At 68.8% G+C, this 22,479-nt stretch carries 22 protein-coding genes; 14 read left to right on the forward strand and 8 right to left on the reverse strand.

The features are described from left to right. Positions 1–1,521 carry an MFS transporter gene (locus EV645_RS40205; RefSeq protein WP_130450347.1) on the reverse strand — a complete coding sequence of 507 codons (1,521 nt, stop codon included), beginning with the start codon at positions 1,519–1,521 and terminating at the stop codon, positions 1–3. Between the two features lie 93 nt (positions 1,522–1,614). Between EV645_RS40205 and EV645_RS40210 the strand changes: the two genes are divergently transcribed. The 5 genes from EV645_RS40210 to EV645_RS40230 all read left to right on the forward strand — a co-directional run bounded on the left by EV645_RS40210 (position 1,615) and on the right by EV645_RS40230 (position 6,116). Further along, the gene (locus EV645_RS40210; RefSeq protein WP_130450349.1) at positions 1,615–1,920 is read left to right on the forward strand and encodes a GNAT family N-acetyltransferase; all 306 of its coding nucleotides are present in this window, start codon (positions 1,615–1,617) and stop codon (positions 1,918–1,920) included. Further along, positions 1,917–2,447 (forward strand): YbaK/EbsC family protein, encoded by a 531-nt coding sequence (locus EV645_RS40215; protein WP_130450351.1) that lies wholly within the window; start codon positions 1,917–1,919, stop codon positions 2,445–2,447. Before EV645_RS40210 ends, EV645_RS40215 begins: the two co-directional genes overlap by 4 nt. Positions 2,448–2,451: 4 nt before the next feature. Next, positions 2,452–4,011 (forward strand): helix-turn-helix transcriptional regulator, encoded by a 1,560-nt coding sequence (locus EV645_RS40220; RefSeq protein WP_130450353.1) that lies wholly within the window; start codon positions 2,452–2,454, stop codon positions 4,009–4,011. 71 nt (positions 4,012–4,082) lie between these two features. Further along, the gene (locus EV645_RS40225) at positions 4,083–5,192 is read left to right on the forward strand and encodes a flavin-containing monooxygenase (RefSeq protein WP_130450355.1); all 1,110 of its coding nucleotides are present in this window, start codon (positions 4,083–4,085) and stop codon (positions 5,190–5,192) included. A 99-nt stretch (positions 5,193–5,291) separates the two neighbouring features. Continuing rightward, the gene (locus EV645_RS40230; RefSeq protein ID WP_130450894.1) at positions 5,292–6,116 is read left to right on the forward strand and encodes a helix-turn-helix domain-containing protein; all 825 of its coding nucleotides are present in this window, start codon (positions 5,292–5,294) and stop codon (positions 6,114–6,116) included. A 2-nt stretch (positions 6,117–6,118) separates the two neighbouring features. Here the strand turns inward: EV645_RS40230 and EV645_RS40235 are convergent, their stop codons facing one another. Continuing rightward, complete coding sequence (locus EV645_RS40235; protein ID WP_130450357.1) at positions 6,119–6,550, reverse strand: organic hydroperoxide resistance protein; 432 nt, start codon at positions 6,548–6,550, stop codon at positions 6,119–6,121. Between the two features lie 26 nt (positions 6,551–6,576). Further along, positions 6,577–7,530, reverse strand: coding sequence for a quinone oxidoreductase family protein (locus EV645_RS40240; RefSeq protein ID WP_130450359.1), 954 nt, complete (start codon positions 7,528–7,530; stop codon positions 6,577–6,579). Positions 7,531–7,580: 50 nt separating this feature from the next. Here EV645_RS40240 and EV645_RS40245 point away from each other — a divergent pair, with 50 nt between their 5' ends. Continuing rightward, the gene (locus tag EV645_RS40245) at positions 7,581–8,231 is read left to right on the forward strand and encodes a TetR/AcrR family transcriptional regulator (RefSeq protein ID WP_130450361.1); all 651 of its coding nucleotides are present in this window, start codon (positions 7,581–7,583) and stop codon (positions 8,229–8,231) included. Here EV645_RS40245 and EV645_RS40250 read toward each other — a convergent pair. From EV645_RS40250 to EV645_RS40265, 4 genes are all read right to left on the reverse strand, one after another. Beyond that, on the reverse strand, positions 8,215–8,961 hold the full coding sequence (locus EV645_RS40250) for a sulfite exporter TauE/SafE family protein (protein ID WP_130450363.1): 747 nt from the start codon (positions 8,959–8,961) through the stop codon (positions 8,215–8,217). The two genes, EV645_RS40245 and EV645_RS40250, sit on opposite strands and share 17 nt — an antisense overlap. A gap of 109 nt (positions 8,962–9,070) precedes the next feature. Then, the gene (locus tag EV645_RS40255) at positions 9,071–10,222 is read right to left on the reverse strand and encodes an SPFH domain-containing protein (protein WP_130450365.1); all 1,152 of its coding nucleotides are present in this window, start codon (positions 10,220–10,222) and stop codon (positions 9,071–9,073) included. 159 nt (positions 10,223–10,381) lie between these two features. After that, positions 10,382–10,909: an NfeD family protein gene (locus EV645_RS40260; protein WP_130450367.1), complete on the reverse strand. Its 528-nt coding sequence runs from the start codon at positions 10,907–10,909 to the stop codon at positions 10,382–10,384. Positions 10,910–11,175: 266 nt separating this feature from the next. Then, positions 11,176–11,958: an ABC transporter ATP-binding protein gene (locus EV645_RS40265; RefSeq protein ID WP_130450369.1), complete on the reverse strand. Its 783-nt coding sequence runs from the start codon at positions 11,956–11,958 to the stop codon at positions 11,176–11,178. 61 nt (positions 11,959–12,019) lie between these two features. Here EV645_RS40265 and EV645_RS40270 point away from each other — a divergent pair, with 61 nt between their 5' ends. The 8 genes from EV645_RS40270 to EV645_RS40305 all read left to right on the forward strand — a co-directional run bounded on the left by EV645_RS40270 (position 12,020) and on the right by EV645_RS40305 (position 21,594). Then, a complete protein-coding gene (locus EV645_RS40270) occupies positions 12,020–12,754 on the forward strand; it encodes a hypothetical protein (RefSeq protein WP_130450371.1) in 735 nt (244 codons plus the stop codon). Between the two features lie 53 nt (positions 12,755–12,807). After that, on the forward strand, positions 12,808–14,031 hold the full coding sequence (gene serB, locus EV645_RS40275; RefSeq protein ID WP_130450373.1) for a phosphoserine phosphatase SerB: 1,224 nt from the start codon (positions 12,808–12,810) through the stop codon (positions 14,029–14,031). Between the two features lie 67 nt (positions 14,032–14,098). Then, positions 14,099–14,971, forward strand: a complete 873-nt coding sequence (locus EV645_RS40280; protein WP_242000961.1) for a GNAT family N-acetyltransferase — start codon at positions 14,099–14,101, stop codon at positions 14,969–14,971. Positions 14,972–15,013: 42 nt separating this feature from the next. After that, entirely contained in the window at positions 15,014–16,372 is a 1,359-nt protein-coding gene (locus EV645_RS40285; protein ID WP_130450377.1) for a glycoside hydrolase family 16 protein, read from the forward strand. A 26-nt stretch (positions 16,373–16,398) separates the two neighbouring features. After that, a complete protein-coding gene (locus EV645_RS40290; protein WP_130450379.1) occupies positions 16,399–17,457 on the forward strand; it encodes a cyanophycinase in 1,059 nt (352 codons plus the stop codon). A gap of 8 nt (positions 17,458–17,465) precedes the next feature. After that, positions 17,466–20,330: a cyanophycin synthetase gene (gene cphA, locus EV645_RS40295; protein ID WP_242000962.1), complete on the forward strand. Its 2,865-nt coding sequence runs from the start codon at positions 17,466–17,468 to the stop codon at positions 20,328–20,330. Further along, positions 20,327–20,845 (forward strand): SigE family RNA polymerase sigma factor, encoded by a 519-nt coding sequence (locus EV645_RS40300; protein ID WP_130450381.1) that lies wholly within the window; start codon positions 20,327–20,329, stop codon positions 20,843–20,845. Before cphA ends, EV645_RS40300 begins: the two co-directional genes overlap by 4 nt. Next, positions 20,845–21,594: a hypothetical protein gene (locus EV645_RS40305; RefSeq protein WP_130450383.1), complete on the forward strand. Its 750-nt coding sequence runs from the start codon at positions 20,845–20,847 to the stop codon at positions 21,592–21,594. The genes EV645_RS40300 and EV645_RS40305 overlap by 1 nt, the downstream gene beginning before the upstream one ends. On the opposite strand, the gene EV645_RS40310 is transcribed toward EV645_RS40305, so the two are convergent. Continuing rightward, positions 21,591–22,442 carry a hypothetical protein gene (locus EV645_RS40310; RefSeq protein WP_130450385.1) on the reverse strand — a complete coding sequence of 284 codons (852 nt, stop codon included), beginning with the start codon at positions 22,440–22,442 and terminating at the stop codon, positions 21,591–21,593. The genes EV645_RS40305 and EV645_RS40310 overlap by 4 nt on opposite strands. Positions 22,443–22,479 lie beyond the last annotated feature (37 nt).

Below are 22,479 nucleotides of genomic sequence, written 5' to 3' on the forward strand. Positions count from 1 at the left end.
TTAGGGTTCGCGGCGTTCCGTCCGTGGCACCCGCGGGGTCGCCCCCTGGAACCGGGTCGCGCCGCCGGTCGCCGACAGCGGTTTGGCGATGTTTTCCAGCGACTTGCCTTCCGCGTCCACGCCGAACACCCAGGCGATGATCCCGCCGGCCAGCATCACGGCCGCGCCGACGATGTAACCGACCGTCAGCGGCCCGCGCGCCGGGTTGTCGCCCGAACCGATCAGCGACGCGAACAGGTACGGCGCGATCACACCACCGGTCAGCTGCGAGATCGCAAAGAAGAACGAGATCGCCTGGCCGCGCAGCTCGATCGGGAAGATCTCGCTCACCGTCAGGTACGCCGACGACGCGCCGGCCGACGCGAAGAAGAACACCACGCACCACAGGCCGGTCAGCGAGGCCGCGTTCAAGGCGCCGGCGTTGAACAGCAGCGCGGTGATGAACAGCACGATCGCCGACAGCGTGTAGGTGCCGAAGATCATCTTCCGCCGGCCGATCGTGTCGAACAGCCGGCCGAGCAGCAGCGGACCGGCCAGGTTGCCGATCGCGAACGGGAAGAAGTACAGCGCGACGCTGGAGTCGCTCAGACCGAAGTACGACTTCAGCACCAGTGCGTAGGTGAAGAAGATCGCGTTGTAGAGGAACGCCTGGGTGACCATCATCGAGAACCCGAGGAACGAGCGGCTGCGGTAGTCGCGCAGCATGACACGGGCGATCTCGCGGTACGTCACCGGCGGATAGTCGACCAGCTCGATCGCCTCGTCGTCGCTGACCTCGCGCAGTTCGCCGCCCTGCCGCCGCACCGTCTCCTCGATATCGTCGACGGTCCGCTCGGCCTCCTCGACCCGTCCGTGCGTCATCAGCCAGCGCGGGCTCTCCGGGATGTGCCGGCGCAGGTAGATGATGATCAACCCCATCACCGGGCCGATCAGGAAGCACAGCCTCCAGCCCCACTCGATCGGCACGATGTCCTTGTTCAGGAACACCAGCCCGACCGCGGAGCCGATCAGCGCGCCGGCCCAGTAGGTGCCGTTGACGCCGATGTCGACGCGGCCGCGGAACCGCGACGGGATCAGCTCGTCGATCGCGGAGTTGATCGCGGCGTACTCACCGCCGATCCCCATACCGGCGAGGAACCGGAAGATCAGCAGCGAGGTGAGGTCCCACGACAGCCCGGCGAGACCGGATGCGAGCAGGTAGACGAGCAGCGTGACGATGAACAGGCTGCGTCGGCCGAGCCGGTCGGTCAACCGGCCGAAGACCAGCGCTCCGACCACCTCACCGCCCAGATAGACCGATGCCATCAGGCCGACCTGCGCCGTGCTCAGGTGCAGGGTCTCCGGCTCCTTCAGCACATTCCCGACCAGCGACACCAGCTGGATCTCGAGGCCGTCGAGGATCCAGGAGACGCCGAGACCGACGACGATCATCCAGTGGAACCGGGTCCAGGGCAGCCGGTCCATCCTGGCCGGCACGAGACTCGGTATCGCTTTTCCGTGCTTCAATGCGTGCTCGCTCATCCCTGCTCCTTTCGACCATCCGCGCCGGTACCCCAGGAGTGACGAAGTCAAAACCGTCCGTCACTGCGCGATGAGATGGCTAAAGTTGCGAGCATGGAGAACGAGATCAACATCGTCGACGCCAAGGACCACAGTCGGTACGAGGCGCACGACGCCGACGGCACCCTGATGGGCTTCGTCGACTACAAGCTGCACCCGGGCGTGATCGCCTTCCTGCACGCCGAGACACTGCCGGAGTTCCGCGGCCGCGGCGTGGCCGGGCGGATCGCGACCAAGTCGCTCGACGACGCCCGCGCGCTCGGGCTCCGGGTCAAGCCGGCCTGCCCGTTCTACCAGGAATTCCTCGCCGAGCACCCGGAGTACGCCGACCTCACCAAGCTGCCGGAGGCTCACCAGTGACCGCAGCAGTGATGGGCAAGCTCGACTGGCGGCCGGCGCTGGAGGTTCCGGAGCTGCTGGCCGCGCCGGTTCGAGCAGCGCTCGACGGCGTGACGGCGTACGCGGCTGCGATCGACGCGGAGCTGGCCGACACCGCGGCGTTCTGCGCGGAGTACGACGTACCGATGGAGGCGTCGGCCAACTGCGTGATCGTGCTCGGCAAGCGGGCCGGCGAGGAGTCGTACGCCGCGGTGCTGGTGCTGGCGACCGACCGGGCCGACGTGAACGGCGTGATCCGCAAGCATCTCGGCGTACGGAAGATCTCGTTCGCCGCGCAGCACGACGCGGTCAGCACGACCAGCATGGAGTACGGCGGGATCACGCCGGTCGGACTGCCCGCGGACTGGCCGGTGCTGGTCGACGAGGCCGTTGTGAAGGCCGGGCTGGTGGTGATCGGCAGCGGGATCCGCGGCTCCAAGCTGCTGCTCGACGGCGCCGAGCTGGCGAAGTTGCCGACAGCAACTGTGCTGGACCTGGCGCAGCACTAGAAACATGGAGCAGCACGACTGGCCCGCGGAGTACGCCGAACTGACGGCGGCGGACCAGCGCGCTCCCCTGCCGCCGGCGGAGCTCGAACGGCTCGCGGTCGCCGCGTTCGTCCTCGGTCACGACGAGGAGGTGGCGGCGTACCGCGAGCGAGCGGTCGAGGCACATCTCGCCCATGGCGATACGGATGCGGCGATCCGGAGCGGGTTCTGGCTCGGGTTCCACCTGCAGCAGCGCGGTGATCTCTCCCGTGCGGCCGGCTGGCAGGCCCGGATCACGCGCCTGGTGCCGGAGGGGAACGTCGAGCTGGCCGGGCGGCTCGCGATGGGCGAGGCCGCGCTGAAGATGAACTCCGGCGAGGCGGCCGCCGCATTGCCCTTGTTCGAGACGAGCCAGCAGTGGGCGACCGAGCCGGACACGATGGTGCTGGCCGCGCTCGGCCGCGGGAACTGCCTCGCCATGCTGGGCCGCGGAACCGAGGCACTCCTCGCGTTGGACGAGGCGATGGTGCACGTCACCGGCGGCCAGATCGGCCCTGAGGTCACCGGGATGGCGTATTGCTCGGTGATCGCCCTGTGCCTGAACATGTACGACATCCGCCGCGCCCAGGAGTGGACGCGCGCGCTCACCGGCTGGTGTGATTCGCAGCCCGGCCTGGTCCCCTACCGTGGCGCGTGCCTTGTGCACCGCGCCCAGATCCTCCAGCTCCGCGGCGCCTGGGCCGAGGCCGCCGACGCAGCCGAGGACGCATGCCGCCGCCTGTCGGCGGGATCGGTCGGATCGGCGTGGTACCGCCTGGCCGAGGTGGAGCGCCAACGCGGCAACTTCGACGCTGCCGAGCACGCGTATCAGCTGGCGGCCGGTGACGGGATGGACGTGCAGCCAGGTCTCGCTCGGCTGCGAGCCGCGCAGGGCAGGTTCGACGTTGCGATCGCCGGGCTGGAGCGGGCGCTGGCCGAGGACCCGTTCTCTCCGAATCGCCCGATGCTGCTCGCGGCGCGGGTCGAGCTGGCGATCGAATGCTCCGATCGCGAGACCGCACGCAAGGCGGCGGCCGAGTTGAACGAGTTCGCCCCGGCGGAATCGCCGTACCTGCAGGCGTTGGCGGCGTACTCCGAGGGCGCGGTGCGGATCGCGTGCGGTGATCCACAGGGCGCGATCCCGCCGTTGCGGCGGGCGTGGACGCTGTGGCAGCGGCTGGAGATGCCGTACGAAGGCGCCCGCACGCGGCGGTTGGTCGCGGACGCCTGCCGGCAGCTCGGAGACACCGACGCGGAGCAGATGGAGCTGGACGGCGCCCGAGCCGTCTTCCAGCGCCTAGGTGCCGACGGCGACCTGACGATGGCCGACCCGCCGGACAACAGCAGCAAACTCAGCGCGCGGGAACTAGAAGTACTGCGGTTGCTCGCGACAGGCGCTACGAATCGGATGGTTGCAGATCAGCTGTTCCTCAGTGAACGGACAGTCGCTCGACACGTCAGCAACATCTTCGGGAAGCTCGACGTTTCCAGCAGAGCCGCCGCGACAGCCTATGCGTACGAGCACGGCCTGACTGGGCAGAAATGACCACTCGACGTCGGGCTGAGTTGGCGTGATGGGTGGATGTGCGGCGTCCCGCACCGCCCTACCTTGAACTTATGGACAGGGTCGGGGTTGTGGTGATCGGGGCGGGTCAGGCAGGGCTGGCGATGGGGTACTACTTGCGGCGGCGGGGCGACGACTTCGTCATCCTCGACGGGAACGAGCGCGTGGGTGACTGCTGGCGGGAGCGGTACGACTCGTTGCGGCTCTTCAGCCTGCCGCGGTACGCGAGCCTGCCGGGATTACGCATCGGCACGAAGGACTGCCCGAACCGGGACGAGATGGCCGACTACCTCGAGCAGTACGCCGTCCACCACGCGCTGCCGGTGCGGACCGGCGTGCGCGTGACGCGGTTGTCGCGGGACGGCGAGGGGTTCGTGGTGGAGACGAACGCCGGCGACTGGCGGGCCGACCAGGTCGTGGTGGCTGCCGGGATGCACAGCACGCCGCGGTGGCCGTCCTTCGCCGGTGAGCTCGATCCGTCGATCCGGCAGCTGCATTCGCTGGAATACCGCAATCCTGCCCAGCTGGCAGACGGCACCGTGCTAATCGTTGGTGCGGCCAACTCTGGCACCGACGTCGCGCTGGACGCGGTCAAGACTCATCGCACCCTGCTCGCCGGACGACACCCCGGACAGGTGCCGGTCGACATCGACTCGACCGTCGGCCATGTGTTCACGCCGGTCGTCATGTTCCTCTTCAAGTACGTCCTCACTCGACGTACGCCGATGGGACGCAAGGCGATCGCGAACGCGCTGAAGAACGGCCTGCCGCTGACCCGCAACAAGCTCGATCATCTCGATGCTGCCGGCATCAAACGACTGAGTCGGATCGACGGCGTCCGCGACGGCAAGCCAGTCACGGTCGACGGCGACGTACTCGACGACGTGACGAATGTGGTCTGGTGCACCGGTTCCGATCCGGACCACAGCTGGATCGACCTGCCCGTCTTCGGTGACGACGGCCGGCCGCGGCACGAGCGCGGCGTGGCGTCCGACATCCCCGGCCTGTACTTCCTCGGGCTCGATTTCCAGTACGCGATCGCGTCCGCCAGCATCCAGGGTGTGGACCGCGACGCTCGCTTCCTCGTCAAGCATCTCGCGCAACACGCCGCCGATCTCAGTCGGCGGAGCGCCGATCGGACCATACCCGTGGACAGGCGGTAGCATCACGGGCTGAAATGGGTGCGTGGCTGGGCGTGGGTCAGGGTGAGTGATCAGGTGTCGGTGAGCGGCGGCGAAGGCGGGCCGACCGCTCTGCGGATCATGCTGGGCGGGCAGCTTCGGCGAATGCGCGAAGGTGCCGGGATCAGTCGCGCCGACGCGGGCTGGCAGATCCGGGCCTCGGAGTCCAAGGTCAGCCGGATGGAGCTCGGCCGGGTCGGGTTCAAGGAACGCGATGTCAGCGACCTGCTCGAGCTGTACGGGATGGCCGACGAGGACGAGCGGTTCCGGCTGATGGAGCTGGCCCGGGCCGCGAACAACCCCGGCTGGTGGTCGCGGTACGGCGATGTCATGCCGAGCTGGTTCACCAACTATGTCGGCCTCGAGGTCGCCGCGGCGCTGATCCGGACGTACGAGGTGATGTTCGTCCCCGGCCTGCTGCAGACCGAGGAGTACGCGCGGGCCATGGTCCAGCTCGGCAAGTCGAATTTCCTGCCGCATCAGGAGGTCGACCAGCGGGTCGAGCTCCGCGTGACCCGGCAGCAGATCCTCACTCGCGCGAACCCGGCCCGCCTCTGGGTCGTCATCGACGAGTCGGTGCTGCACCGGCCGGTCGGCGGCGAGAAGGTACTGCGGGCGCAGATCGAGCACCTGATCATGTGGTCGCAGCAGCCGAACATCACACTGCAGGTGATGCCGTTCAGCAGTGTCGGGTACGCCGGTGCAGGCGGCGCGTTCAGCCTGCTGCGGTTCCCGGAGGGCGATCTGCCCGACATCGTCTACATCGAGCACGCGGCGAGCGCGCTGTACCTGGACAAGCTCGACGAGGTGGACGAGTACGTCGCGATCATGGAGGGCCTGACCATCTCGGCGGCCCCGGTGTCCGCGACCGAGGGCCTCCTGAAAGAGGCCCTCGCGCGGATCTAGCCTCAGGCGACCTTGAGGTCGACCTTGATGTTGCCGCGGGTGGCGTTGGAGTACGGGCAGACCTCGTGCGCCTTGGCGACGAGCTCCTCGGCGACCGCGCGCTCGACACCCGGCAGGCTGACCACGAGCTCGACCTGGAGGCCGTAGCCGGCGCCGCCGTTGATCGGGCCGATGCCCACCTCGGCGGTGACGGTCGAGCCGTCGGAGTCTTGGCGGGCCTTGCGCGCCACCAGCTTCAGCGCGCTGTGGAAGCAGGCCGCGTACCCGGCCGCGAACAGCTGCTCCGGATTCGTGCCGTTGCCGTTGCCACCCATCTCGACCGGCGGCGCAACCGTGACGGCGAGCTTGCCGTCATCGGTCGAGACCTTGCCGTCGCGGCCGCCGTCCGCGGTGGCGCGGGCGGTGTACAGAACCTTCTCAACAGCGATCGTCATATCTGGTTTCTCCTAGGTAGTGAGGTCTAGCGAGTGGGGTCGAGCAGGAGCTTGCCGACCGTCTTGCGGTCGCGCATGTCCTGGTGTGCGGTGGCGGCGTCGGAGAGCGCGTACTCCGCGCCGACGATCGGGCGGAGCTTGCCGCTCGCGGTCAACTCGAACAGCTCGGTCAGCTCGGCGCTGAAGCGCTGCGGGTCGCGGAAGCAGTCCACCAGCCAGAAGCCGGCGATCGTCTTCGAACCCTTCATCAGCCGGGTGGCCTCGATCGGCTTGGCGGCCTCGCGGCCCGCCGCCCCGAATGTCACCAGCCGGCCGAACGGCGCCAGCGCCGCGAACGACTCGTCGAACGTCGGCCCGCCGACCATCTCCAGCACGATGTCGACCGGCTTACCGCCGTTCGCCTCGATGATGCGATCCTTCAGGCCTTCCGGCGTACCGTCGATGGCGACGTCGGCGCCGAGCTCGAGGGTCTGCTGCCGCTTCTCCTCCGACGACGCGGTCGCGATGATGCGGCCGGCGCCCCACAGCTTCGCGAGCTGGATGGACAAATGGCCGACGCCGCCGGCGCCTGCGTGGACCAGGACGGATTCACCGGGCTGCAGGTGCGTCGAGAGCTTCAGCATGTACGCCGCGGTGGTGCCCTGCACGATGAGAGCGAGCGCCTGACCGTCGGTGACACCTTCGGGCACGTCCCAGGCCCGCATCGGGTGGATCAGCGCCTTCTCGGCGTACCCGCCGGAACCGGTGAGCGCCACCACGCGACGGCCGTCCGCAGTACGGCCGACAACCTCGCCGCCCGGGATCATCGGGAGCTCCGCCTTGGAGAGGTAACTGTTCTCGACCTGGTGGGTGTCGGCGTAGTTGATACCCGCGCGGTCGACCGTGATGACGACCTGTCCGTCGCCGGCGACCGGCTCCGCGACATCGCTGATCTTCAGGACCTCGGGTCCACCGAACTCGGTGATCTGAATGGCTCGCATACACCGTACTATACACTGTACGTTATGAAGGTCGAAGGGAGGTGCGTCACATGGCCAGGACACCGCGGAACACGCTCAGCTCCGAACTGATCGTGCGGACCGCGCTCGAGTTGATGGAGTCCCGCGGCGCGGACGCTTTCAGTCTGCGCGGCGTGGCCGCCGAGCTCGGTGTCGGTCCGATGGCGCTCTACACCTATTTCCGTAACAAGGACGAGTTGTACGACGCGGTGCGCGATCACCTGATGGGCCTGCTGCCCGCCGTCCCCGGTGATGCGGCGTGGCCGGACCAGGTGCGCGCGGTCTGCCGGTCGTTGCGGCTGCTGATGCTCCAGCATCCTTGCCTTGCGCAACTACTCGCCGGCCGGCCGTTGAGCGGGCACGAGACGGCGCGCGTCGCGGAGGGGCTCCTCGGCGTACTGCGGGCGGCCGGGTTCGACGCGGAGACGGCGGCCCGGACGCATACGACGCTGTTCACGTATGTGCTCGGCTCGACGTCATGGGAGATCCAGATGGCGGCCGAACGTCGTGATCCGGAGGCATGGCGGCGGCTGCGGGCGACGATGGAGTCGCTGTCGGCGCGCGACTTCCCGTCGGTTGTCGAGCTGGCGCCGGAGCTGGCTCGTACGACGGGCGGCGACGAGCAGTTCGACTACGGGCTGGATCTACTGCTGGCCGGTCTGCAGCTCAGAACACCATCGTGACGATGGCGAGGACACCTATACAGACGATCAGCGCGCGGAGTGCGATCGGCGGGAGCTTCCGGCCGTAGCGCGCGCCGAGGAAACCGCCGATCGTCGAGCCGACCGCGATCAGGCCGGCCGCGAGCCAGTCGATGTCGTGCACGACGATGAACAGAATCGCGGACGCAGTGTTCACGACGGTGGCCAGCACGTTCTTCAGGCCGTTCATCCGCTGCAGGTTCGAGTCCAGGCCGAGGCCGAGGATCGCCATCAGCAGGACGCCTTGCGCGGCGCCGAAGTACCCGCCGTACACACCGGTGGCGAAGACAGCGGGGATCACCCACCAGGCACCGCGATGCAGGTGTGACGGAGCACTGATCCACTTCGACAGCCACGGCTGGAACGCGACCAGCAGACAGCCGAGCAGGATCAGCACAGGCACGACGGCATGGAACGCGGAGTCGGGCAGCGTCAGCAGCAGCACTCCCCCGACGATGCCGCCGGCCAGCGATGCCGGGATCAACCGCAGCATGCGACCGCGCTGACCTTCGAGCTCGCGCCGGTAGCCGATCGCGCCGGCCGCCGTACCGGGTGCCAGACCGACGGTATTGCTGACGTTCGCGAGCACCGGCGGGATGCCGACGGCAAGCAACGCGGGGAAGGTGAGCAATGTGCCCGACCCCACCACCGCGTTGATCGTTCCCGCGCCCATCCCGGCCAGCAGGACGAACACCGCTTCGTACCAAGTCATCGATGAGAGACTTTACGCACCTGACTGCCACCGCGCAGATCTGTCCGACGACTGAACAGTGAGAGGGCCTTTCCGGATTACTCCGGAAAGGCCCTCTTCATGCTGTCGTTCAGCGCTGCGGCGGCTCGGCGGCCGGCGGCTCCTGCCCGGGAGCCGGCGGCGGGATCGACGGAGTGGTGGGGGCAACCTGACCGCGGTTACCGACGGCCGCGGACTCGGCGGCCGCGATTGCCTCGCGGACCGCGTTGTCGGCCTCGGCAACCGCTGCCGGTGCGGCCGCGGACGAGTCGAGCTCCGGCACCTCGCCGTTGGAGAGCTCCGGCGCGTGCCACTCACCCTCGGCCTTCTGCGTGATGCCGGCCACCTGGCCGACCGCACTGCCGAGACCCTTGAGGGCGTCGCCGATCTCGCTCGGCACGATCCACAGCTTGTTCGCATCGCCCTGGGCGATCGACGGGAGCATCTGCAGGTACTGGTACGCGAGCAGACCCTGGTCCGGCTTGCCGGCGTGGATCGCATTGAAGACCGTGGTGATGGCCTGCGCCTCACCCTGTGCCTTCAGGATCCGTGCCTGCCGCTCGGCCTCTGCGCGGAGGATGCGGGACTGCTTGTCACCTTCGGCGGTCAGGATCGCGGACTGCTTCTGACCCTCGGCGGACAGAACCGCCGACTGCCGCATACCTTCCGCGGTGAGGATCGCGGCGCGCTTGTCGCGGTCCGCGCGCATCTGCTTCTCCATCGAGTCCTGGATCGAGGGCGGCGGGTCGATCGAGCGGAGCTCGACCCGGTTGACCCGGATGCCCCACTTGCCGGTCGCCTCGTCGAGGACGTATCGCAGCTTCTCGTTGATCTCTTCGCGAGACGTCAGCGTCTGCTCCAGGTCCATGCCGCCGATGATGTTTCGCAGCGTGGTCATGGTCAGCTGCTCGATGGCCTGGATGTAGTTCGAGATCTCGTACGTCGCCCGGACCGGGTCGTTCACCTGGAAGTAGATGACGGAGTCGATCGACACCATCAGGTTGTCCTCGGTGATGACACCCTGCGGCGGGAACGCCACCACCTGCTCGCGCATGTCGATGGTGTAGCGGACCTTGTCGACGAACGGCGTCAACAGGTTCAGGCCGGGCTGCAGACCGGTCTTGAACTTGCCGAACCGCTCGACGATCCCGACGGTCTGCTGCTGCACCACCCGGACGGACTTGACCAAGGTCACGATCACCACTAAGGCGACCAGTGCCAGGACTATGAGGAACGCGGTCACTTTGACCCTCCACTCGAACGGACCCTCAGGACGGACAGTCTTCCGTATCGACGGGGCAGGCGCCGTACCGGTTCCCGGCGCGTCGGATGCCTGATCGAGCAGCTACTTCAGTCGTCCTGCACCTTCGACACTACTGCGCGGAGGGGCCCACTCAACCGTTCAGCTCTGGGGCGGGTCCGACGGCTTCGGATCCTGGGTCGGTTCGGGCAGATCCAGCTGGTGGTGCAACGGTTCGCCGACCGGGTACACGACCGCGGTCGCGCCGTCGATGTGCATCACCTCGACCCGCGTCCCCGGCGCGATCGTCGAGATCTCGTCGTACGGGCGCGCCGTCCAGAGCTCGCCGCCGAGCCGGATCGAACCGCCGCCGTCGGGGTGGATCTCCTTCACCACGGTCCCGGTCCGGCCGATGATGTGCGCCGAGCCGGTCTTCAGCTCGGTGCCGTGATGGATCTTGCGGACGATCATCGGGCGGATCGCCCCGAGCATCGCGGCCGCGGTGATCAGGCCGACGACGATCTGCAGCCAGAGCAGTCCCGGGAAGAACGCCGCGACCCCCGCGGCCGTGAGCGCGCCCGCGGCCAGCATCAGCAGGGTGAAGTCGAGCGAGGCCAGCTCAGCCAGGCCGAGGACGGCAGCGATCGTCAGCCACGCCGCCCACACATTGTCCCGCAGCCAATCCATCATTTCCCAAGCCTATCCACGTTGGGGCCCGCAAGCAGATGTTTGGACGCGCCACCCCCGTCCCCGGCTCCCGGACCGCTCAGGGGTCAACCCCCGAGCTGGTCGGTTAGGCGGTCAGAATTTGCCTGCCTAACCGACCAAGTGCGGGGTTGACCCCTGAGACGTCCGGGAGACGGAGGCTCGCCGGTGGGGACAGGCGGCGGCCGCGGTTGGGTTGCCGGGCGCGGGGTGGGTTGCCGGGGGCGGGTGGGTTGCCGGGGGCGGGTGGGTTACAGGGCGCGGGCGGTGTAGCGGCCGTCTTCCTGCTTGAGGGTGAGGGCGAGGTCGAAGGTGTCACTGAGGGTTTCGGCGGTGAGGGCTTCGTCCATCGGGCCGGCGGCGACGACGCGACCCTGCTTGAGGAGGAGGGCGTGGGTGAAGCCGGGCGGGATCTCCTCGACGTGGTGGGTGACGAGGACCATCGCAGGAGCGCCGACGGCGGTCGCGATCGAGCTGAGCGAGCGGACGAGCTGTTCGCGACCCGTAAGGTCGAGGCCCGCCGCGGGCTCGTCCATCAGCATCAGTTCGGGGTCGGTCATCAGCGCGCGGGCGATCTGCACCCGCTTCCGCTCCCCCTCGGACAGCGTCCCGAACGTACGGTCCGCGAGGTGCGCGATCCCGAGCTCGGCCAGCAGTGCGTTGGCGCGTTGGTGATCCAGGTCGTCGTACTGCTCGATCCAGCGGCCAAGGACGGCGTACGACGCGGAGACGACCACGTCGGAGACCCGTTCGCTCTTGGGCAACCGGTCGGCCAATGCGGCACTGGTGAGTCCGATCCTCGGCCGCAGCTCGAACACGTCGACGGCGCCGAGCACTTCACCGAGCAGGCCGGCAACTCCGGTCGTCGGGTGAATCTGCGCGGCCAGGATCTGCAGCAGGGTGGTCTTGCCGGCGCCGTTCGGCCCGATCACCACCCAGCGGTCGGCCTCGTCGATCGTCCAGTCGATCCCGTCCAGCAGCCGCGCGCCACCACGGACGATCGTCACCCCGGCCACCTCCACCACTGCAGTCATGCTCAAAACCTAAGGGGTCGCCGTCGACGGCGTGTGGTCGGGTGGTGAGAGACTTGCGGGCGTGCTGACGACCTCCGCCTCGGTACGGTTCACCGTGTGGACGAACGCGATGCTGACCGGCGCCTGCGACCCCGATACCGCCGCATCGAAGATCCTCGGTGACGACGTCGGTCACCACGTCTCCGGACTGGCCGCGCATCCCGAACCCGCCACCTTGCCGGTCGCGCTGAACCTGCTGCGTGCCGCCGGTACGACGCAGGCGCACCTCGCGCTGCCCGTCCCGGGTGATCCGATCGGTCTGGCCGGACCGCCGTCGTTCAACGAGGCCGCGTTGGAGACCGGCGAAGCCGTCGTACTCACGGGGCCTGAGCTCGGGCTGGTTCCGTCGTACGTCGGACCGGCCGTGCAGTGGTCCGTGCTGGCGGCGGCGAGCCCGACGCCGGCCGACTTCGGCGAGGCGGACCGCGGTCTGCGGCTCGCGCTGATCGACGCGGCCGAATCGCTGGCCGCACTCGACGTCGCGCGCTGGAAGCCGGAGGTCGCCGACGCGCTGATCGACATCCGGAAGATCGGTCGCGGTCGCGGTGACGATCTTGCCCCCGGCTACGAACCGCGCGCGGTGAAGACCGCCGCGACCGCGCGCCGCTGCCTGGCGATCGCGGACGCTGCGCTCGAGGACGACGGTTCGGCGGTCACCGGGGCCGAGGCCGACGCTCGCCGGCGGGCGCTTCTCGACCTCGCCGCCGCGGCCCGCCGGGCACTGGTCGCGGCCTGCGCGCCGCCCGTTCATGCTTGAGATTTGGACCGGTCATTGGACGGTCATCTCAAGTAGGTAGCGTTCGGGGTGCGATGACTGATCCCACTGAGGTTGAACTCGAGACTGCGGCGGCCGAGCGACCGACGCTGCTGGTGACGTTGACGGGGACCGACCGGCCGGGGCTGACGTCCGCCGTACTCTCCACGCTCGCGACGCGCGGGCTCGAGGTCATCGACGCCGAGCAGGTCGTCCTGCGGGGGCGCCTGGTGCTCGGCGTACTGCTGTCCGCACCGCGTGACCACAAGGATCTGAAGGACGAGCTGAAGGCGCTCGCCACCCTGCTCGACGTCGACATCTCGGTGAAGAAGGGTGTCGGCGACAACGAGCCGCGGCGCAAGGGCCGCAGCCAGGTGACCGTGATCGGGCACCCGTTGTCCGCCGCCGGACTGGCCGCGGTCGCCGGGCGGATCGCCGATACCGGCGCGAACATCGACCGGATCAGCCGCATGGCGCGGTATCCGGTGACAGCGATGGAGATCGCGGTGTCGGGCGCCGATCCGGAGACGCTGCGGACGGTCCTCGCGCTCGAGGGCGTCCGGCAAGGGCTCGACGTCGCGGTCCAGGACGGCGGGCTGTACCGGCGGGCCAAGCGGCTGATCGTGATGGACGTCGACTCCACGCTCATCCAGGGCGAGGTCATCGAGATGCTCGCCGAGCACGCGGGCCGGCTGGACGAGGTCGCCGCCGTCACCGAGAAGGCGATGCGCGGCGAGCTGGACTTCGAGGAATCGCTCCGGCATCGCGTCGCGGCGCTCGAAGGCCTGTCGGCGACCGCGCTCGACGAGGTGTACGCCGCGATCGAGCTGGCGCCCGGCGCCCGGACCTTGGTCCGCACGTTGAAGCGGCTCGGCTACCAGTTCGCGATCGTCAGCGGCGGGTTCAGCCAGATCACCGACCAACTCGCGGCCGAGCTGGGCATCGACTACGCGAAGGCGAACGAGCTCGAGATCGTCGACGGCGTGCTCACCGGCCGGGTCGTCGGCGAGATCGTGGATCGGGCCGGTAAGGCGACCGCGCTGCGCGAGTTCGCCGGACGCTCCGGGACTCCGCTCACCCAGACCGTGGCCATCGGCGACGGTGCGAACGACCTCGACATGCTCGCCGTGGCCGGCCTCGGCGTCGCGTTCAACGCCAAGCCGGTGGTCCGCGCTGCCGCCGATACCCATCTCAGCGTCCCCTACCTCGACACGATCCTCTACCTCCTCGGCATCACCCGCGAAGAAGTAGAAGTAGCCGACGCCGAGACCCCTGCCTGACCCCGGCCTGATCGCAACAAGCTGCAGAACTCGCAGCCCGGCGGCCGGGATGCGGCAGGATCGGGCCATGGACTTGACGGACCGGCCGGCCACGCTCGACGATGCGGACGCGATCTATCGGTTGATCGCCGCGAACGAGCGGGAGTGGCACGGGCAGGCCGAGGTGATTCCGGATCAGGTGGCTGCGAATCTGAGCCGGCCGTTGATCGTTCTCGAACGCGACACGCTGGTCGTCGTGGCTCCGAACGGCGACGTGGCCGCGTGGGCGTGGTTGCACGACGGCAAGCACGCGATGATCGACGTGCATCCGTCGTACCGCGGGCTCGGGATCGGGACGCGGCTGCTCGACTGGGCGGAGGCGGGTTCGCGGGCGCGCGGCAGCGAGTGGTTCGCACAGATCGTCGACGACGCCGACCTCGCCGGGACAAAGCTGCTGCGGTCCCGCGGCTGCGGCGTACTGGCGACGAACTGGTTGTTGGAGCGACCAATCAGTCCGCGAACCTTCAACGTCCCGGAGGGCATCCGGCTGTCCGGGTACGACGCATCCCGCGCGCAGGAGGTGTACGAGCTGATCGAGGCGGCGTTCGCGGCGTTCCAGCCGCGGCGGAAAAGCTTCGAGGAGTGGAGCGAGCTGACGGTCGGGCGGTCGACGTTCCTCCCGGACGTGTCGACGCTCGCGTACGCCGGTGACGAGGTGGTCGGTGCGGTCATCGCGCTCGACGGCGACGAGGGGTACGTCGAGCAGCTCGCCGTCCGGGACGACCAGCGGCAGAAGGGCATCGCCCGGGCCATGCTCGATCGCACGTGCGCGGGGTTCCTGGCCCGCGGTCGCAGTACCTGCATCCTGTGGACGCATTCCGGCACCGGCGCTCTCGCGATGTACGAACGGCTCGGCATGCGGGTCCGACGTAGTACGACGGTCTATCGAACCCAGCTGTGACGAAGTGTTGACAGTGCGCGATGAGAGCGCTCCCATAGGTTCATGCGTACCCGCCCCTTAGTACTTGCGCTGCTGGCGCCTCTGCTGGCCGTCGTACCGCTCGCACATGCGAGTGTGCCGCCGCCTACCGACGGCTGGACGACGGTGTGGAGTGACGACTTCAACGGGTCGAGCGGCAGTCTGCCGTCAGGCTCCAACTGGATCATCGACACCGGACACGGTTACCCGGGCGGCCCCGGGAACTGGGGCACCGGCGAGATCCAGAACTACACGAACAGCCCGGACAACGTGTCGCTCGACGGCACCGGGAACCTGCGGATCACCCCGCGCCGGGACGGAGCCGGCAACTGGACCTCGGCGCGGATCGAGAGCCAGCGGAGCGATTTCAAGCCGCCGTCGGGCGGTGTGCTGGCAATCGAGAGCCGGATCCAGATGCCGAACGTGACCGGTGACGCGGCGCTCGGGTACTGGCCCGCGTTCTGGGCGCTCGGTGCGCCGTACCGCGGGAACTACTGGAACTGGCCGGGGATCGGCGAGTTCGACATCATGGAGAACGTCAACGGGATCAACTCGGTCTGGGGCGTGCTGCACTGCGGCGTCAGCCCGGGCGGCCCGTGCAACGAGACCACGGGGATCGGCGCGAACCGCGCGTGCCCGGGCTCGAGCTGCCAGTCCGCGTTCCACACGTACCGGTTCGAGTGGGACACGTCGGTGTCGCCGAACCAGTTGCGCTGGTACGTCGACGGGCAGCAGTTCCACTCGGTCAGCCAGGGGCAGTTGCCGGCTGACACGTGGGCGAACATGACGTCCCACGCCGGGTACTTCGTCCTGCTCAACCTGGCGATCGGCGGCGCGTTCCCGGATGCGCTCAACGGCCCGACGCCGCGCGCGTCGACCGTGCCGGACCGTCCGATGATGGTCGACTACGTGGCGGTCTCGACGAAGGGCGGCGGCACCACTCCGCCACCGACGACTCCCCCGCCGGGCGGCTCCTCGGCGTACGGCACGTTGCAGGCGGAGTCTTACGCGCAGCAGTCCGGGATGGGCCTGGAGACCACCACGGACACCGGCGGCGGCCAGAACCTGATGCAGATCGGCAACGGCGACTGGGCGCAGTACAACGGCATCGACTTCGGCAGCACCGCGGCGACGCAGTTCGTGGCACGCGTCGCATCAGGCGCCGGAGGAGGTGTCAGCGGACTCGTCGAAGTACGCCTCGACAGCCGCTCCAACGCCCCCGTCGGCAGCTTCGCCGTCGGCAACACCGGCGGCTGGCAATCCTGGCGCACCATCCCCGCCAACATGTCGTCGGTCACCGGCGTCCACACCATCTACATAACCTTCACCAGCGGCCAACCCGCCGACTACGTCAACCTCAACTGGTTCACGTTCGGTCACTGAGGGCAGTAGCACCTATCCTGCAGCTTATGTCTGAACTGCAGGGTGGGCCGGGGGCCCTGTTCGCGATCGGTGGGGCCGAGGACAAGCTGAAGAAGCGGACGGTGTTGCAGGAGTTCGTGGAGGCGGCTGGTGGGTCCAAGGCGCGGATCGTGGTGGTGCCTACTGCGTCCGCGCTTGGTCCGGACGTCATCGACGTGTACCGGGCGCTGTTCGCGGCGCTCGGGGCCGAGAGTGTGGTCGGCGTTCGCCCGGAGAACCGGGAGGACGCCGACGACCCGGCCTTCATCTCCCCGCTGAACGACGCGACCGGCGTGTTCATGACCGGCGGCAACCAGCTCAAGCTCGCCGGTGTCGTCACCGGTACGGCGTTCGGCCGCGCCGTCACCGCGGCCCACGCGCGCGGTGCTGCCGTCGGTGGTACGTCGGCCGGCGCGAGCATCCTGGCCGAACACATGATCGCGTTCGGCCGCTCCGGCGCCACCCCGCGGCAGCGGATGAGCCAGCTGGCCAGCGGCCTCGGCCTGGTCCAGGGCGCGATCGTCGACCAGCACTTCGCCCAGCGGAACCGGTACGGCCGGCTGCTGTCGCTCGTCGCCCAGTCCCCCGGCCTGCTCGGGATCGGCGTCGACGAGGACACCGCGGCCGTGTTCCGCGGCTCGCACCTGGAGGTTGTCGGCCGCGGCGCGGTGACGATCTTCGACGGCAGCCGGATCAGGTCCAACGGGCACTACGCCGGCCGGTCCGAGCCGCTGCTCGCGTCCGGCGTCGTACTGCATGTACTTCCGGCCACCGCGACGTTCGACCTCCAGGACCGCGTCCTGCTGTCGTTCGGCAAGCAGCCGCCGGCAGCCGAGCTCGCCGAGATGGAGGCGGCCGAGGCGGACCTTCGCAAGCTCGCGAAGGAGATCGCGGCGGAGGGGGTGTCACCGAAGTACTACGCGGACCGCAAGAAGCGGGCGGGACGCCGTACGTCGAAGAAATCCGCGGCCGCCGGGGAGTCCAGACCGGAGGCGACCGAGCCGATCACGGCCGGCGCCGACGCTGAGAACACCTTGCTCCCCGACCGCACGCAACCAGAAGTGTGATGCCCCGCATGACCGAAACCACAGGCACCCCCGCCCCCGACCTGAAGATCATCGAGACCCGCGTCTACCGCGGCCCGAACATCTGGAGCTACGACCCCGCGATCCACCTCGTCGTCGATCTCGGCTCGCTGGAGAACTTCCCGTCGAACACCATCCCCGGGTTCAAGGAGCGGCTGCTGGCCTACCTGCCGCGGCTCGATCAGCACCACTGCTCGCGCGGCCGCCGGGGCGGATTCATCGAGCGGCTGGACGAGGGCACCTGGCTCGGGCACATCGCCGAGCATGTCGCACTCCAGCTCCAGCAGGAGGCCGGCCACGACATGCGCCGCGGCAAGACCCGGCAGGTCAAGGGCTCCCCCGGCATCTACAACATCACCTACGCGTACGCCGACGAGGCGGTCGGCCTCGCGGCCGGCGAGCTCGCCGTACGGTTCGTGAACAACCTGGTCCAGCCCCAAATGAAGAATGGACAGCCCGCGTTCGACTTCACCACCGAGCTGGAGAAGTTCATCAAGCAGGCCGAGCGTACGGCGTTCGGCCCGTCGACGCAGGCCATCGTGGACGAAGCCGTGTCCCGGGACATCCCGTGGATCCGGTTGAACAAGGCCAGCCTGGTGCAGCTCGGTCAGGGCGTGCACGCTAAGCGGATCCGGGCCACGATGACGTCCGAGACCGGTTCGATCGCGGTGGACGTTGCCAGCGACAAGGACCTCACCACCCGGCTGCTCGCGTCCGCCGGCCTGCCGGTGCCTCGGTCGGAGTCGATCCGCACGGTCGAGGAAGCGGTCACCGTCGCGAACAAGATCGGCTACCCGGTCGTGTGCAAGCCGCTCGACGGCAACCACGGCCGCGGCGTCTGCCTGAACCTGCAGGACGCCGACGCGGTCCGCGAGGCGTTCCCGATCGCCGCCGAGCAGTCCCGGCGCGGCTCCGTGATCGTGGAGAACTTCGTCACCGGCAAGGACTACCGCTGCCTGATCATCAACGGCCGGATGGAGGCGATCGCCGAACGCGTGCCCGCGCACGTCGTCGGCGACGGCATCCACACCGTGGCCGAGCTGGTCGACATCACCAACGCCGACCCGCGCCGCGGAGTCGGTCACGAGAAGATCCTGACCCGGATCACGATCAACGCCGCCGCGCGGCAGCTGGTCCGCGACCAGGGCTTCGAGCTGGACGACGTACCGCCCGAGGACGCGATGGTGAAGCTGACGCTCACCGGCAACATGTCCACCGGCGGGATCTCGATCGACCGGACCTGGGAGGCGCACCCGGAGAACATCGAGATCGCCGAGGAGGCGGCCCGGATGATCGGGCTCGACATCGCCGGTATCGACTTCATCTGCCCCGATATCACCCAGCCGGTGCGTGAGACCGGCGGCGCGATCTGCGAGGTCAACGCCGCGCCCGGGTTCCGGATGCACACGAACCCGACGATCGGCGAGCCGCAGTACATCGCGAAGCCTGTCGTCGACATGCTGTTCCCGCCGGGCGCAACCAGCCGGATCCCGATCGTCGCGGTGACCGGTACGAACGGCAAGACCACGACCTCGCGGATGATCAGCCACGTGTTCAAGGGTCTGGGCCGCAAGGTCGGGATGACGTCGACCGACGGCATCGTGATCGACGAGCGGCTGGTGATCCGCCAGGACGCGTCCGGGCCGAAATCCGCGCGGATGGTGCTGCAGAACCCGCGGGTCGACTTCGCGGTGTTCGAGGTGGCACGCGGCGGCATCCTGCGCGAGGGCCTCGGGTACGAGCGCAACGACGTCGCCGTGGTACTGAACGTCCAGCCCGATCACCTGGGACTGCGCGGCATCGACACGCTCGAGCAGCTCGCCGACGTGAAGGCGGTGCTGGTCGAGGCGGTGCCGCGGACGGGGTACGCCGTACTCAATGCCGACGATCCGCTGGTCCGGAAGATGCGCCGGAAGTGCTCGGGGCAGGTCGTGTGGTTCAGCATGGCCGAGCCGGGCAGCGAGGTCCGCGACTACATCGAGGGGCACTGCCGTCGCGGTGGTCGCGCGGTCGTGCTGGAGCGGTCCGACCTGGGCGACATGATCGTGGTGAAGCACGGCCGGCGTTCGATGCAGCTCGCGTGGACTCACTTGCTGCCGGCAACGTTCGGCGGGCGGGCGATGATGAACGTGCAGAACGCGATGGCGGCCGCGGCGGCTGCCTTCGCGGCGGGCGCTTCGCTGCACGACATCAGGCAGGGTCTGCGGACGTTCAGTACGTCGTACTACCTGTCGCCCGGGCGCTTGAACGAGATCGACGTGGACGGGCGGACCGTGATCGTCGACTACTGCCACAACGCGCCGGCGATGCGGATGCTCGGCGACTTCGTCGATCGTCTCGGCGAGAGCCTGACCGCGTCGTCCGAGCTCGGGCGGCCGTCCCGGATCGGCGTGATCGCGACCGCGGGCGACCGCCGCGACGACGACATCCGCGAACTGGGTCAGGTCGCGGCACAGCACTTCGACGTGGTCATCGTCCGCGAGGATGCCCGGTTGCGCGGACGCAAGCGCGGCGAATCGGCTGCCTTGGTCGAGGCCGGCGTACGTGCCGCGATGGAGAACGGCGCCCGCTGCCGCCAGGTCGACACCGTGCTCGAGGAGCTGGACGCGGTCAAGCACGCGCTCAACCGCTCGAACCCCGGCGACCTCGTCGTCCTGTGCGTCGACCAGCACCAGCAGGTCCTGTCCGAGCTCGAATCGGTCTCCCACCTCGCCCAAGCCGGAGCCCGCTCGGGTGACGAAGGCGGCGACCCCGACTTCGTCCCCCCGGACGAGGAACCCGCGGAACCTGAACGGAACTCGCCTGACCTGTCACCCTGCGACGCTGTTCACCGCGTTGTAGGGGTGTGCGGATGACAGCCGAGGACGACTTCGACGAGTTCGTGCGGGCGCGGTGGACCGCGACCGCGCGGCTCGCCTATGCCCTCACCCTGGACCATCAGAAGGCGGAGGACCTCGCGCAGGACGCCTTCACCAAGCTGTGGTTCCACTGGCACAAGGTGCGCGACGGGAACCCGGAGGCTTACCTGCGCAAGATCATCGCCAGCCACTTCCTGTCCGCCCGTCGCCGGCGCTGGCGAGGTGAACGCCCCACCGAGACGCCACCGGAGACCGTCGCCGATCCGGCGACCGTTCAGGTGGACGAACGCCTCGCGATGCACCAGGCGATGGCACGCCTCAGCCCGCGCCAGCGCGCCGCCGTTTACCTCCGGTACGCCGAGGACCTGTCCGAGCGCACCGTCGCCGACCTCCTCGGCTGCTCGGTCGGCGCCGTGAAGCAGCACACCCGCCGTGGCCTGGAAGCGCTCCGCACCGACATCACGTTCGCCACGCCGGACGAACTGGCCGACCTCACCGAAAGGGGGATCTGATGACTGACGATCTGGGAGCCAAGCTCGCGCTGCTCACCGACGACCGGCCCGAGCCGGCCGACCCGGCGGCCCCGATCCGGCTGCGGATCAAGAGTCGCCAACTGCGTCGCCGTACGGCGGCCGCCGTGTGCGCGGCGGTCGCAGCGATCGCCGTCGTCGTGGCCGGCACGGTCATCGGCTCGATCAAGTCGGCAGAGCCCGGCGTCGCGACGCCCTCGCCGAGTCCCTCGCAGCGGACCCAGAACCTCGACTTCAGGTACACGCCACTTCCTCAGCCGTGGTCCGACGAGCCGGCGTTCACGACACAGCCGGACGCGCTCAAGTACGCGCCGGCCTTCTATGTCACCGACGGCAGCATCCCCAATGAGCATTGGGCGGTCGCGTCGTACTACAGCGACGGCTGTCTCGTCATCACCGACGAGGGTCCGGCGAAGAGCTTCGGCGGCGCCAAAGGCTGCTTCTACGAGAACTGGCAGCCCGACCAGCGTTCGCAGTACAAGACCGTCCCGGCGGTGATTCCGAACGCAGGCTCCCCCATGCACCTCACGATGGTCATGGGTGCGGTGTCCGCCGAGGCACGCAAGGTCCGCGTCACCGCTGGTGGCAAGACCTATGACACCGATGCGATCGGCACACCGAACAGCAGCCGCTTCAGGTTCTTCGCGGTGGTGGTCAGCGCGGCCGAGTCCCAGGTCACCGCAGTCACGCCGCTCGACGCGGCAGGGAAGATCGCCCCGAGCCCGAGCTAGTTCACCGGTTGGCGGCGGGGTAGGAGGCGGCGGGGGGCTTCCTTCTCGTCGATCCAGTCGAGGTCGTCGGAGAGTACGGCGTCGTTCGAGCGGTCGGCGTACGGGTCCGGAGGCGGCGGTGGTGGCGGGAGGGCGCGGAGCTTGAGCGCCACCATCGGGATCGCGAGCAGTACGGCGACCACCATCCAGGGCCAGTATTCGCGCAGCAACGGCTGGAAGGACTGGAAGAACGCCTCGGTCGACGCGTCGCCGACGGCGTCCATCGGCTTGCCGTTGGAGCGGGCGACCACCTGCACGGCCTCGACGAAGCCGTTGCACACCAGGTAGAACCCGGCCAGCGGAATCCACGAGCCGACCGAGGGCCATCCGCGCTTCCAGCAGGCGAGGTACAGCAGCAGCGCGAGCCCGGCGCCGACCAGCAGACCGTTCAGCTGCCAGAGCCATCGCCAGTCGGCCAACTGCTCAGCCGGCCGCTGCGCGTACCAGGCCACCGGCAGCGCCAGCGCGAACGCCGCGACCACCGAGCTTCTGGTGCCGATGGCACCGAAGAAGGCGCCGACAGCACTTGCCGCCAGCAACGTGATCAGCATCTCCCGGTCGGAGAACGAGTTCCCGGTCAGCCACCACATGCCCGCGGCAACGACCAGCACCACCGGCACGGCGGCCCGCGCGCGACCGATCAGCAACCCGGCCAGCACACCGCCCGCGAATCCGCCGAGCAGCACGAGGTCGATCCGCGGCGGCACGAAGTACGTCGTACCGTCGGGCAGGCCCTTCAGGTACGTCGCGGAGAAGCCGCCCACGAACCAGGCGACCACCGCGGCCGGAATCGACCACAGGTAGCGCATACAAACCCCGTTCCCACCCCAACCGACGGGCGGACAG

Origin of the sequence: Kribbella rubisoli, assembly GCF_004217145.1 — a bacterium.
GTDB classification, from domain to species: Bacteria; Actinomycetota; Actinomycetes; order Propionibacteriales; family Kribbellaceae; genus Kribbella; species Kribbella rubisoli.